The organism is Photorhabdus kleinii (assembly GCF_025384885.1).
GTDB lineage: Bacteria > Pseudomonadota > Gammaproteobacteria > Enterobacterales > Enterobacteriaceae > Photorhabdus > Photorhabdus kayaii.
This window is the reverse complement of the sequence record NZ_JAJAFY010000033.1, coordinates 45489-58234: the sequence shown is the minus strand read 5'-3', so window position 1 is coordinate 58234 and position 12746 is coordinate 45489. Positions and strand designations below refer to the sequence as shown.

Sequence of the window (12746 nt, the reverse complement as noted above, 5' to 3'; positions counted from 1 at the left end):
AGATAAACGGGATGATGAAAAATATTTTAGCTTCGATATTAGCTTGAGTAAACGGATAACCAAAATGGATATTTTTATTAGCCTAAGTTGATTTTACTGGAAATTTTTATTTTACCCCGTAATTCTCTATTTATCTTGTCCACGGTTATACGTTTAAGCTGTAGGTAACCAACCTTAGTATAAGCGAGCGGGTTGAGTTTTTACATGCGAGCTCTCTCATAGTGTTCTGTGCAGGTGGTATTTAGGTATTAAAAGGTCACTTAGCAAATGGTATAAAATTTTAACCCTGTTTAGTGAATATGCAGTATTTAAGGTGTTGTGCGCTTTTAATACAATACTTATTGAAAAATGTTTAATCTGATGATAATTTAAACTTAATATACTGATTTTAATGATAAAACAAACCAGTGGAGTAGATAGTTTGGAATTAAATCAAGTGATTAAAGCTCTTAATGAATCCGGTAACAACTGGAGTGTAGAGCAAATAGGTGAATGTCTTGCAATTACTAACGAAGACGGAATTAAAGCTCATCTGGCTATTTGTGGCAGGCAAATTACAGTGGAAGCATTACTGTTTTCAGAAGAGAATGTTTTAGATCCCGCTTCTTTAAATCAGTTTATTTTAGAAACGCACAAGATGATTCCTCTGACTTCAGTTGGAATAACTAAAGTAGATGGTCAATCTTACTATACCGCTTTTGGTTCATTGTCATCAGAATCAAAACAAGAAAGCGTTGTCATCGAAGTCTCTACGTTGTTTGCCAACATCACTGAACTTCTTGATGCGTATTCTGAGTTCCTAAAATAACAATATAGAGGCAAATATTAATGAACGTGTGGAAAAAGCTTTTTAAGGCAATCAAAGGAACGGTAAATAACGCGGCAGAAGCTGTTGCTGATGGCAACGCACTGACGATTCTTGATCAGGAAATCCGAGAAGCAAAAGCAGAAATCCGCCGTGCGGATGAAAGCCTGGTTAGCATTATTGCTAAGCGAAAAATGGCAGAGAAAAAGGTCTCAGATATCAAAAACAGTATCACAGAGTATGAGGGTTATGCTCGCTCTGCTGCGGGTAAAGGTGATAATGGGCTTGCTCTGGAGTGTGCTCAGAAAGTTGCGACCTTGCGTGACGAACTGGAAAGAGAACAAGGGTTGTTTGAATCGTTCCAGAAGGCTGAAACGACGCACCGACACATTGTGCAAGAAGCGAAAAAGAAGGTGTCTCAGCTTGAGAACCAAGTTGATTTGGTTAAGGCAACTGAACAGGTGCAGAAAGCCCAGGCAGCGACTCACAGTTCTGTCGTTGGCGCTTCTTTAAAAACATCTACCGCCCTTGATTCCCTTGAGCGTATCAAGTCACGTCAGGCTGAGAAAGCGGCTCAGTTCGAGGCTCAGCAGGAACTCCACGATAGTATGACTTCTAGCGATCTGGATAAAAAGCTTAAAGAGGCTGGCATAACTTCAAGTTCTATGTCCGCAGAAGATGAACTTGCTCGTATTCTTGGCAAGTAAATACCCAGTTGTTAAATCAAGATCCTGCTTTTTAAAGTGGGATCTTCCTATCAAGAGATATTTCTATGCTTTCCAAAATCGTAGATGCGTTTAAGAGCGCATTCGGGGGTAAGGCGGTTGCGCCTGTTGTTCCAAAGGTGCCGGAAGTATTAGGTTTGCGTATTGGTGGTGCACTTGAGATAGACCCGCTAATGCTAAAACTGATTGAATTTGACCTAACGATCGAAAATGCAGCTTCAACTCAGCTTATATGTTCCGTTGGTGTTGTCGACTTAGGTGATAACGTGCGTTTGGTTCGTTATTACACGGATGACGAAGGTTACCTTCAAGTGCTTCAAGAAGGGGAGGGGGATGACGGCGTGAAGGAAGTGAGCCTGTGGTATTTTTACGAAACTAAACCGATCGATTCACAAGCTCAATGGGATGCGCTGATTGAAAACGGTATCGTTACACCAAGCAGACGATATGATCTCGATGGTACCCAGTTCTCTCAGTTATGGGACAACATTAAGCCTGTGGCTGTTACCGAAAAAACTTACAGTAAAGAGGGTCACATAACCGAAACTGATCAGTTTGTGATGGTGTATACGCGTCAGGTTGCTCATAACAGAACAGAAGAACTTCAGGTTGTGGGAGAAGAAAAAGTTGTAGGGAGTCATCTGGATAGATTGATGGTACTGAGCACCGGTATTCAACTTAACCAAACTGATTTTAAAGTGGTGGCATAAATGATCACATTGGAAAATGAAGAACAGGCTTTCACTCAATTTATGCATGGTGTAGGCAATTTTGGTTTGTGTTTTGGTTTGGCGCTGGTTTTTTTCATTGTTTTCAAGTTCATCTACACAATAATTACTCCGCATGATGAATGGAAACTTATTAAGGAAGAGAAGAATAGTGCCGCTGCGATATCGCTTGGTGGCGCGCTGGTTGGTTACAGCATCGCCATTGCAAGTGCAGCAAGCAACTCTGTGGGGGTTATTGATTTCGTGATGTGGAGTGTTGTTGCGCTGTTGGCTCAGATTGCTGGCTTCTTCATGGTTCGCATATTCATGATGCCAAAGATTGTATCCCGCATTGAGAATAATGAGGTCCCTGCCGCGGTTGTGCTGGCGGCGGTGTCAATTTCTGTTGGTCTTTTAAACGCAGCCTGCATGACTTACTGATTTAGGGATTGTATGACGAACGGGAATAAAAAGCGCAGAATGCGCAGCACAGCCATTAACATTGAGAGTAAGCGTAAATATTGGCGTGGTTTCTCCTTCACGTCATTGGCGCTCAGTGTCGGTTCACTCGTTGGTTGTGGCCAATCGGCGGATGAGCTGTCAATTCATGTTTATAAGGATTTGGCGTCTTGTCAGAATAATCCGAAGAATACGATCGCTGCTCAATGTGAAACTACATACCAAGCAGCATTACGCGAAGCGGAGCGTACTTCGCAGAAATTTCGCCGGAAAGCTATGTGTGAGCTGGAGTACGGTGAGTGTGAAGCAATGCCGGGGGCCGTAGGTTATCGCCCGAAGATGGCCGCCTTTATGATGGCGGAGGTGAAACCAGAACAGTTTAACAAGTACGACATTGCGGAAAAGTATCGCAATGTGTTCTACCAGCCACTATTTACTTCAACATCAGGCTATGGCGACTTGTACGGTAAGCTTTTTTTCGCTGATGGTAAGGTTATTGGCGTCTATTCCGATATTGGCAATATCCAGTACGAGATGAACCGACGTTATTTGCAGCCGCTGGAGACGGTTCGCCTGCCAATGGAGAAACGAGAAGTTTCTCAAGTTGGAACGAATGCAAATGTTGTTGCAGGTATAAACCCTGTACTAAACTCCCGATCAACTGCTTATATCGCATCTGAGATCGTTGATGAAATCGGTGATTATTCAGCGCGTAAGCATAAAGAGAGAATGTATCGCGAGCGCTTGATACGTGAAAAGGAGCAGAGGTTTAAAAGCAGCGATTCCCGTTATTCTGGCGGCTATGATAGCAAGCCAATCGTCACTACCAAGTCTTCTGGTGGTTTTGGTTCAATATCTTCCGCTAAATACAGTTGGGGTGGTTAACCGGCGCTGACATTTTATTAGCAGGCTTTTTGTTATCAGTGTTTTGCATCGAGGCATTATTGCTGAATTAAGTGTTTGTGCGATGATTTTTTCCAAGATTCAAATAAGCATTATCAAAGGGTTAATGTCATGCTTCAGATCCCAACAACACCTCGTCATGATTGGAAAGTGCGAGCAAAAGAATTTGGGTTTGGTTTCCATACAATCGATAATGAGCCGTACTGGACGGAAGACCGTTACTACCAGTTTACTCTCAAGCAGATTGAAGAACATATTGAAGCTCCGACAGCGGAAATCCACCAGTTGAGCCTTCAAGCAGTAGAGCAAGTGGTTAACAGTGATGAGTTGATGGCTAAGTTCCAAATTCCAGAAGCAATGTGGTCATTGGTTCGTGGATCTTGGAAGCGCAGAGATCCAAGTCTCTATAGTCGCCTTGACTTTGCCTATGATGGTAAAAACCCGGCTAAATTATTGGAAATTAACTCAGATACACCGACTTCTATTTATGAACATGGTTTTTTTAGCTGGCTGTGGTTGGAAGATAAGGTTAACCGTGGTGAATTGCCTCATGCTGCTGATCAGTTCAACTTACTACAAGAGTTGCTTGTTGATCGCTTCTGTGAACTGAAACCCTTTTTGCCATTCAACACGCTTCATTTTGCTTGCTGTAAGGGCACAGAGGAAGACAAGGGTACGGTCGATTACATGGCTGATTGTGCCAGAGATGCAGGTATTCATACTGAGTTTGTCTACATTGAGGATATTGGACTCAGCGAGTGTGGTAAGTTTGCGGATAGTAATAGCAAGATCATTGATTCTATATTCAAGTTGTACCCGTGGGAGTTCATGTTTCGTGAAGAATACGCTCAACACTTGGTTACGGCGGGGGTTAACTGGTTCGAGCCAATATGGAAATGTATCACCTCGAATAAGGCAATTTTGCCATTGCTTTGGGAGATGTTTCCGGGACACCCAAATCTGCTTGAAGCTTATTTTGCCGATGATCCAAAAGCCAAGCATCTGACTCATTACGTCATGAAGCCGATATTCAGCCGTGAGGGGGCGAATATCAGTATTCATCAAGATGGCAGAGTGGTTGAAGAAGTAGATGGTCCTTACGGTGAGGAGGGCTATATTGTCCAGCAGTACACCCCATTGCCAAAGATCGGTAATATCCATGTCCTCATCGGTAGTTGGCTTATTAATGATACGCCTGCGGGTCTATCGATCAGGGAGGATATTGGCAGGATCACGAAGGATACATCACGATTTGTGCCTCACATTATTTTAGGTTAATGATTTTAACTATCTGTTTCTTCTTCATAAATTTTCCTGTCTAAAATAGAGAATTGATATATTTATTTCTGGAGCAGGGTGGAATACCCTGCTTTCTGGCTCTTAGTAAACATCTAACTTTATTGCTGAAATGTCATATTTGTATGATTTTCATCCGTTTTTTTACATGTATTCTCCTTCTTCTTTATTATTATGGTGAAGTACTGTGCGCATCAGAAGTAAATCCAATTCGGTATCTGGGAGGTGTTTTTTGTCTTTGAGCTCGCAGCGGGTAACTGAATCATCTAATTCGCGGCAGATAAAGTTATGAATGTGTTTAAAACGTGGGCTATACTCCGTTTCGTCAGCGTTACGTTTGATGGCAAGCAGAGTCTGTATTTCCTGCATCAGCGCTGCGTCTGTAACAGTTCCGGCCAGTAGGGTGTCGAAGCGCATCGGGGGGACACCTTTACCAGCTTCGATCCAACGTACCGCCAGCAATGGGCGTAGTACATAAAGGTATTTTTTCAGCCGAATTTTCTCGCCTTTCAGGTAACTACGAAAGTTTTTCTTTGCCATTGACAGATAGTGATATCGCGCTCTGTTGTTGGAGAAATAGTCTGGTAATAGGGCACGTAGTACCGCCATGAACTCCACGTCTTCGTAGTAGATTACCGGTGAGTCTGCCCACTCCATCAGTGTCGGGTTGGCTCGTTTCAGCAGCCCTAAAGTTTTACGCAGTTCCCAACCACAGATATCCAGCTCGTTACTGATCGGTAGTTCAATGACATCCCGAGAGGGATCGACACGTAAGTACCATGATGGCGCATGTACATAAATAAAACGTACATCGTAATCACTGTTTGTCGAGGCAAATCCCCAACCGCGGCTACCTGATTCACAGGCGTAGAGTATTCGTATTTGCAGCTCTGTCTCAAGTTGCGCCAGTTTTTGGCATATGTGTTGCTTCATGATGTCACTGATACCAAATTTTTCTTTCATCTTGATTATCCTTTTACGCAAACCACTTGACGCAGGGTGTGAACGATTTCTACTAGTGAAGACTGAGCGGCCATTACGGCCTCAATGTCTTTGTAAGCCATCGGAATTTCATCGATGACGTCGCTGTCCTTGCGGCATTCCACGTGTGCCGTGGCACGCTTCTGATCCTCTATTGTGAAGCGTTTTTTCGCTGCTGTGCGGCTTAATACTCGGCCAGCGCCGTGACTGCATGAGCAAAAACTCTGTTCATTTCCCAGACCACGTACGATAAAGCTTTTCGCACCCATTGAGCCAGGAATGATGCCCATGACGCCTTGGTGTGCTGCGACCGCACCTTTACGTGTGACTAACACGTTTTGGCCGAAGTGTTGCTCCTGTTGCACATAATTGTGGTGACAATTTACTGCTATGGTTTACCGTGCGTCCATGTGGTACGGCGATTTCAATAGCATGGCGGATAGCATATAGATTGTCCGGTAAATCTTTGGCATTCAATGAGGTACGTACTGCCATCATGCTACAGCCGATATCTACGCCTACTGCGGATGGAATAATCGCCCCACGAGTCGGGATGACACTGCCGATGGTTGAACCTTTACCAAGATGTACATCAGGCATAACGGCTAAATGACTGAAGATGAACGGCATTTTTGCTGTATTTAATAGTTGTTCACGAGCCTCTGCTTCTACGGGTACGCCATGAGTCCACATTTTTACGGGTGCGCTGTTTGGCGCGGTCATCAACTCGTAATCGTTTGCTCTCACATTGTTCTCCTGGTTATTCATTCGCCACTATTATTATAATTTAAAGTAACGAATATTTTTCCTTTTTAATCAATGCTTCTGAATTTATTTTTTATCTTGGTTTTCTTTTGAACTATTAGGAAAATATTGTAAATGAAAATTTTATTTCACTATTAATATAGTATTCTGTTTAATGGTAATTGCAATTATTTGAGTTATTATTTTGTTGCGTAATGTTGAATTTGTGATGCTAATCTATATAAAAATGTGTTTGTAAAATCGTATATGAATTTATTATAGTTTTACATTATGTTGATAATTGTAAAGGGAATGTAAAACAATTTAATTATTTAATATTATGATGTTGTTGTAATAGTGAGTTTATATACTATTCAAATAGATGTATATGATATATGCGTAATTATTATGTGGATATGAGTGGGTGTTAAATAAGTAATATTATCTTGTTGATATAATTATATATTTTTAATTATGAGTTTTATTTTTGTTTGGTGAGTGAATTTATATTGTCAAATGTGAAAAATAAACTCATACACTATTTATAACTGATAATTTATAATGAGTTAATGATTTCTTATTGTTTAAATATATGTAAAAATAGTCACAAATTATCACACTGTTTGTCATTCGCTAGATAAATATATATGGCTGTTATCACTTAATAATCATTAGTAAATTATGTTATCGTTGTTTTTAATTTTATTGAAATATTTTCATGTTTATTAATAACTTGAATGACTTTTAAATTTTTAATTGAAATGTATGATATTGAAAATATTTTATAAATATTCTTCTGGATAAAAACAAAATAATTTTATTCATAATTCATTAGATATAACAAATAAACAAATGTTAAATTGTGTAATGATTTATCTATCTTATTTACAATATTAATGAAATGGTTAGAGATATTGCCATTAATAGTTATTTTTTCCTACTTATAAATGATTTAATTAGCTTCTTTTTCACGGTATTGCTTGCATTTTAATTTTAATCTCTTCATTAAAATTATGCGGAAATTATCCGCACAATTTGATGTTGTATTGAGCAATGTGAATTTATGTGTCAAATTAGCCAATTAATTTTGACTAATTTGGCGATTATACCCTATGGATTTCAAGATGCATCGCGACGGCAAGGGAGCGAATGCAGCCAACAAAGAGGCAACTTGAAAGATAACAGGTATATCATCATTATTAATCATCGTTAATACTTGCCAGCACATTTCCTGCCTGTTGATAACCGCCTTCTTCTGCATAGATAACGATTTTCCCAGAACGATGTGCGGTAAGTTGCGTTTCCATTTTCATTGCTTCCATGACAGCAATGACATCACCTTGTTTAACTTCATCACCTTCCTGCACATACCAGGATTGTAAAACGCCGGATATTGGTGCTGAGACGGGATTCGATACTGCTATTGTCTCCTCAGCTTCACTACCTTTGCTCTCAGTGATGAAATTTTGCTTAGAATCAGGCAATGAAAGCCCTTTTAATAATCCGGCGGGTAGTCCCAGTTCATGCCGACGGCCATTAATTTCAATAAAAGTACGTGTTACCTTTTCTTGATAATGATTTTCCTGACGCGGAGATATTTTTATATCATTGATAAAATCAGTTTCGATCCAACGTGTATGAACGTTAAATGTGTCATCGGAAATAAAATCAGGATGTTCCATTACCGCTCGATGAAAAGGCAATACTGATGCAACGCCTTCAATGTTGAATTCCTGTAATGCACGTCGCGCACGGGCAATAGCTTGTTGTCGGGTTGGTCCGGTGACAATCAATTTAGCCATCAGCGAATCAAAAGTGCTAGGGATGGTGGAACCTGCTGCAACACCAGAATCTAATCTTATTCCTGGGCCGGAAGGGGGAGAAAATACCGTCACGGTTCCGGGCGTCGGTAAAAATCCTTTACCTGCATCTTCGGCGTTAATACGGAACTCAAAAGAATGGCCTAAAGAGATCGGTGTTGAGGTCAATGATAAAGGTTTACCTTCTGCAATCCGAAATTGTTCTACCACAATGTCGATCCTTGTGGTTTCTTCGGTGACAGGATGTTCGACCTGCAAGCGAGTATTCACTTCCAGAAAAGAAATTGTACCGTCTACATTGAGGAGAAACTCCACAGTACCGGCTCCGATATAACGGGCGGCGGTGCAAATATCCTGTGCCGCTTGATGGATACGCTGGCGCTGATGTTCGGTCAAAAATGGGGCTGGTGCCTCTTCCACCAATTTTTGGTTACGCCGTTGTAGTGAACAATCTCGTGTACCAAGTACTACCACATTGCCATGTTTATCAGCCAGAATTTGCGCTTCAATATGACGAGGTTTATCTAGGAACTGTTCAATGAAACATTCTCCACGACCAAAGGCCGCTGTTGCTTCACGAACAGCCGAATTGTAGAGTTCGGTGACTTCATCGAGCCGCCACGCCACTTTCATGCCACGTCCGCCACCGCCATATGCTGCTTTAATTGCAATTGGCAGGCCATATTGTTCGGCAAACGCCAGAGCTTCCTCTGCGTTTTTCACTGGTTCTTCTGTACCTGAAACCTGTGGTGCGCCTACCTGTTGGGCAATTTTGCGTGCTTTAACTTTGTCACCCAGAATATCAATTGTCTCTGGTTCAGGACCAACCCAGACCAACCCCGCATTAATAACTGCACGGGCAAATTCTGCCCGTTCAGCCAGAAATCCGTATCCGGGATGTACTATGTCGGCACCTGAACGTTTCGCAATATCCAATAATTGGTGAATATTAAGATAAGTATCTGCGGGGCTGTTTCCGCCTAAACTGTAAGCCTCATCAGCCAATTGTACATGTTGTGCATTGATGTCCGAATCAGCGTAGACGGCGATAGATTGTAAACCATAATCCCGGCAGGCACGGATGATACGGACGGCAATTTCACCGCGGTTAGCAATCAAAACTTTTTTCATGGGATGGTTTTTAATATTCATGGTGATTACGGTACTCATGAGCAGCAATCGCTCTCTTTTATTTCGTGAAATTCAGTGATTGGGTTGAAGCGGATACGGGCATTGACAGAAATTTGTCCCGCAAGATCGAGATGGTAGCTGGCAACGGAACCAATGACTGGATAGCCACCGGTCAAAGGGTGATCTGCTAAAAACAAAACTGGTTGACCACTGGCGGGAACCTGAATTGCTCCGGTGGTCGTTCCCTCACTCGGTAACTCTTTATGGTTAAGACGCGACAGTGGTGTGTCGCTATACAGGCGAATACCGACTCGATTAGATTGTGGTGTAACCTGCCAAAGTTGGCTTTTTAGCAGGGATAGCGCTTCTGTTGTGAACCAATCAGTACGCGGCCCCAGAATGATATCCAGTGTAACGATATCGTCAGAAGTAGGCATATTAAAAGCCGGCCTTTCATCCATTGATACCGCGCAACCCTGCGTCACAGTAAGAATATCCAAAATATCGCCTATAGCGATTGGCTTGGGGCCAATGTGTGCCAGCGTATCGTAAGAGAGGCTGGAGAGAATAGGTTGCTTGGCAAAGCCGCCACGCACAGCTAAATAAGAACGCACTCCCGCTTTGGGCGTTCCTAGTGTCACTGTATCACCTTCACTCAGATCAATAGGCTGATAGCCAGCAACCTGAAACTTGCGGCCAGATGCTGTTTGAACAGTGATTGGGCAGTCAGCACCTGTGACAGCGATAATGACATTGCCATGAGAAATAAAGCTTAATCCTCCTTGCACAATTTCCAGACATGCGTTATCCGAAGGATTACCGACGATCCGGTTGGCACTTCTCAGCGCGGTTTTATCTAGCGCGCCGGCAGCGGAAATACCTAAACTAGCTTGCCCTGAACGCCCTAAATCCTGAAAAAGTGTTTGTATTCCAGTGGTTAGGATTTCCAGCGAGGAGTGTTTATCAACCTGTGAAGATAGAACGTCCTTTATGGGGGCAACAGGGGTTTTGGGTTTAGTGATAGAGATTGCGGCGCCTTTGCCTTGATCTCTGAAACGTACCCGGAAACCGGGTTGTAACAGGGAAGAGGGAGAACGTGAGAGATCCCACATGCGCTCTGGCGTGATACCGATGATTTGCCATCCTCCCGGACTGGCTTGAGGGTATATCCCACTGAATTCTCCAGCCAGACCAACTGATCCCGCAGGAATGCGGGCTCTTGGCGTCATTCGGCGAGGGACATGTAAATGGTTTGAATCTGCGACTAAATAGGCAAACCCGGGGGCGAATCCGGTAAAAGCAACGGTGTACTCACTTTCTGTATGTCGCTTGATAACTTCTTGGGTAGTGATGCCGAGAATTTCTGCCACTTCCGCCAGATCTTCACCATTGTAATACACCGGGATTTCAACGAGTTTCCCTGTTGTCCTATCCAGTGTATTCAGGTTGCGGCCATTGATTTCTTTGGCAAGTTTGACGGTGGAAACAACATTGGGACGAAATCGAATCAACAGTGTTCTGGCCGCCGGAATAATTTCTTCTACGCCAGCAATAGAGCAGGTGTTAAGTGAATCAAATAACGCCAGCGTTTCATTCAGATCATGAAGCTCGACAATAATGGCATCTAAATTAACAGGTAAAAAACGCACTAGATACTCCTGGGCATTTAAATAAAGGAGCGTACGGTGATCCCGGCTTGTTGCAGGGTTAGTTTCACCTGACGTGCCATTTCTACTGCATCTGGGCTGTCACCATGAACACAGATGGAATCTGCCTGAATACGGGTAAAACTGCCATCAATGGCTTCAACTCCCCCTTCGGTCACCAATTGCAACATGCGTCGGGCAACGAGATTAGCGTCATGAAGCACAGACCCTTTTTCCCGGCGGGAAACTAGCGTGCCTTGTGGAGTGTAAGCTCTGTCAGCAAAGGCTTCCGCAACGGTACGCAAGCCTTTTTCCCTCGCTAAATCCAATATTTTTGAGCCGGCTAATCCAACCAGCGCTAAATTGTCATCCACTTCGCGAATCGCCGTAATAACGGCAAGGGCTTGGTATTCATCATGGGCAATCGTGTTATACAGTGCACCGTGCGGTTTAACATAACTTACGGTGGTTCCTGCCGCCGCTGCCAAACCTTTTAACGCGCCAATCTGGTAAATAACATCCGCGATCAGCTCATTGCTGGAAACATCCATATTACGGCGACCAAATCCGACAAGATCTGGATAAGACACATGAGCACCAATAATCACCTGATTTTCACGGGCAGCTTTTAAAGTTTGAAGGATCCCGGCAGGATCACCCGCATGAAATCCGCACGCTACATTGGCGCTGGTGACAATGCTCAGCATGGCGTTATCATCGCCCATTTTCCATTGACCAAAGCTTTCGCCAAGATCACTGTTTAAATCAATAATGTTCATAGTCGTGACTCCAATAAAATGATATTCAAAAAAGGAGTAAAAAATTCAGGATGCTTATCAGTTCTACAGATAGCATCCGCTACGCCGATAGACGCTGAATTAATGAATCGTTCCTCCGCCAGTAACTATGTCCTCACTGTTTTCTAATGCTTGCTTGATAGCGATTTTCAGGGCTGTTGTTATTGTTTCCAGCGTCATACTTGGTGTACCGGGGTGTTTTACCGCCTGTTCAGGCAGGTAGGGAATATGGATAAATCCACCACGTACTTTGGGATAAGTCAGTGCCAGATGATGTAGTAGGCCATACATGACATGGTTGCAGACATATGTGCCAGCACTCTGTGAAATCGAAGCGGGGAGCCCTGCGGTTTGCAGGCCACTGACGATCGCTTTAATCGGCAGGGTGGCGAAATAGGCAGCGGGTCCTGCTGCCACGATAGGGGTATCAATGGGTTGATTGCCCTGATTATCGGGAATACGTGCATCGTTGATGTTAATCGCTATGCGTTCCACCGTGATATCTGGTCTGCCACCTGCTTGTCCCACCGCAATGACCAGTTCAGGTTGTATCTCATCAATGGCAGTGCATAGGCAAGTTAGAGAAGTGTTAAATACACATGGGAGCTGTCGTGTCTCAATATGTGCTCCAGATAGTTGTTGGTTTTGCAGTTGTTTGACTGACTCCCACGATGGATTGATGGTTTCATTGTCAAAAGGTTCAAAAGCGGTAATTAGAACGGTTTTCATGGG

At 43.0% G+C, this 12746-nt stretch carries 11 protein-coding genes and 1 pseudogene; 6 read left to right on the top strand and 6 right to left on the bottom strand.

What is annotated here, in order from left to right:
• Window positions 1-421 precede the first annotated feature (421 nt).
• The 6 genes from LG003_RS15600 (at window position 422) to LG003_RS15575 (ending at window position 4877) form a co-directional block, all read left to right on the top strand.
• Window positions 422-808 (top strand): DUF2170 family protein, encoded by a 387-nt coding sequence (locus tag LG003_RS15600; RefSeq protein WP_112879702.1) that lies wholly within the window; start codon window positions 422-424, stop codon window positions 806-808.
• A 20-nt stretch (window positions 809-828) separates the two neighbouring features.
• Entirely contained in the window at window positions 829-1512 is a 684-nt protein-coding gene (locus LG003_RS15595) for a PspA/IM30 family protein (RefSeq protein ID WP_262981120.1), read from the top strand.
• A gap of 65 nt (window positions 1513-1577) precedes the next feature.
• On the top strand, window positions 1578-2240 hold the full coding sequence (locus LG003_RS15590) for a YjfK family protein (RefSeq protein WP_112879696.1): 663 nt from the start codon (window positions 1578-1580) through the stop codon (window positions 2238-2240).
• Window positions 2241-2678 carry a DUF350 domain-containing protein gene (locus LG003_RS15585; RefSeq protein WP_112879697.1) on the top strand — a complete coding sequence of 146 codons (438 nt, stop codon included), beginning with the start codon at window positions 2241-2243 and terminating at the stop codon, window positions 2676-2678.
• A gap of 12 nt (window positions 2679-2690) precedes the next feature.
• Window positions 2691-3581: a DUF1190 domain-containing protein gene (locus LG003_RS15580; protein ID WP_262981119.1), complete on the top strand. Its 891-nt coding sequence runs from the start codon at window positions 2691-2693 to the stop codon at window positions 3579-3581.
• Window positions 3582-3710: 129 nt separating this feature from the next.
• The gene (locus tag LG003_RS15575; RefSeq protein WP_262981118.1) at window positions 3711-4877 is read left to right on the top strand and encodes a glutathionylspermidine synthase family protein; all 1167 of its coding nucleotides are present in this window, start codon (window positions 3711-3713) and stop codon (window positions 4875-4877) included.
• Window positions 4878-5039: 162 nt separating this feature from the next.
• Here the strand turns inward: LG003_RS15575 and LG003_RS15570 are convergent, their stop codons facing one another.
• The 6 genes and pseudogenes from LG003_RS15570 to pcp all read right to left on the bottom strand — a co-directional run bounded on the left by LG003_RS15570 (window position 5040) and on the right by pcp (window position 12743).
• On the bottom strand, window positions 5040-5858 hold the full coding sequence (locus LG003_RS15570; RefSeq protein WP_112879700.1) for a nucleotidyltransferase domain-containing protein: 819 nt from the start codon (window positions 5856-5858) through the stop codon (window positions 5040-5042).
• A 5-nt stretch (window positions 5859-5863) separates the two neighbouring features.
• Window positions 5864-6623: pseudogene (locus LG003_RS15565) on the bottom strand (RtcB family protein).
• Between the two features lie 1196 nt (window positions 6624-7819).
• Window positions 7820-9610, bottom strand: coding sequence for an ATP-binding protein (locus LG003_RS15560; RefSeq protein WP_262981117.1), 1791 nt, complete (start codon window positions 9608-9610; stop codon window positions 7820-7822).
• Window positions 9607-11220 (bottom strand): 5-oxoprolinase subunit B/C family protein, encoded by a 1614-nt coding sequence (locus LG003_RS15555; protein WP_262981116.1) that lies wholly within the window; start codon window positions 11218-11220, stop codon window positions 9607-9609. The genes LG003_RS15560 and LG003_RS15555 overlap by 4 nt, the downstream gene beginning before the upstream one ends.
• 17 nt (window positions 11221-11237) lie before the next feature.
• Window positions 11238-11996 carry a LamB/YcsF family protein gene (locus tag LG003_RS15550; protein ID WP_112879307.1) on the bottom strand — a complete coding sequence of 253 codons (759 nt, stop codon included), beginning with the start codon at window positions 11994-11996 and terminating at the stop codon, window positions 11238-11240.
• A 99-nt stretch (window positions 11997-12095) separates the two neighbouring features.
• The gene (gene pcp / locus LG003_RS15545) at window positions 12096-12743 is read right to left on the bottom strand and encodes a pyroglutamyl-peptidase I (RefSeq protein WP_112879306.1); all 648 of its coding nucleotides are present in this window, start codon (window positions 12741-12743) and stop codon (window positions 12096-12098) included.
• Window positions 12744-12746 lie beyond the last annotated feature (3 nt).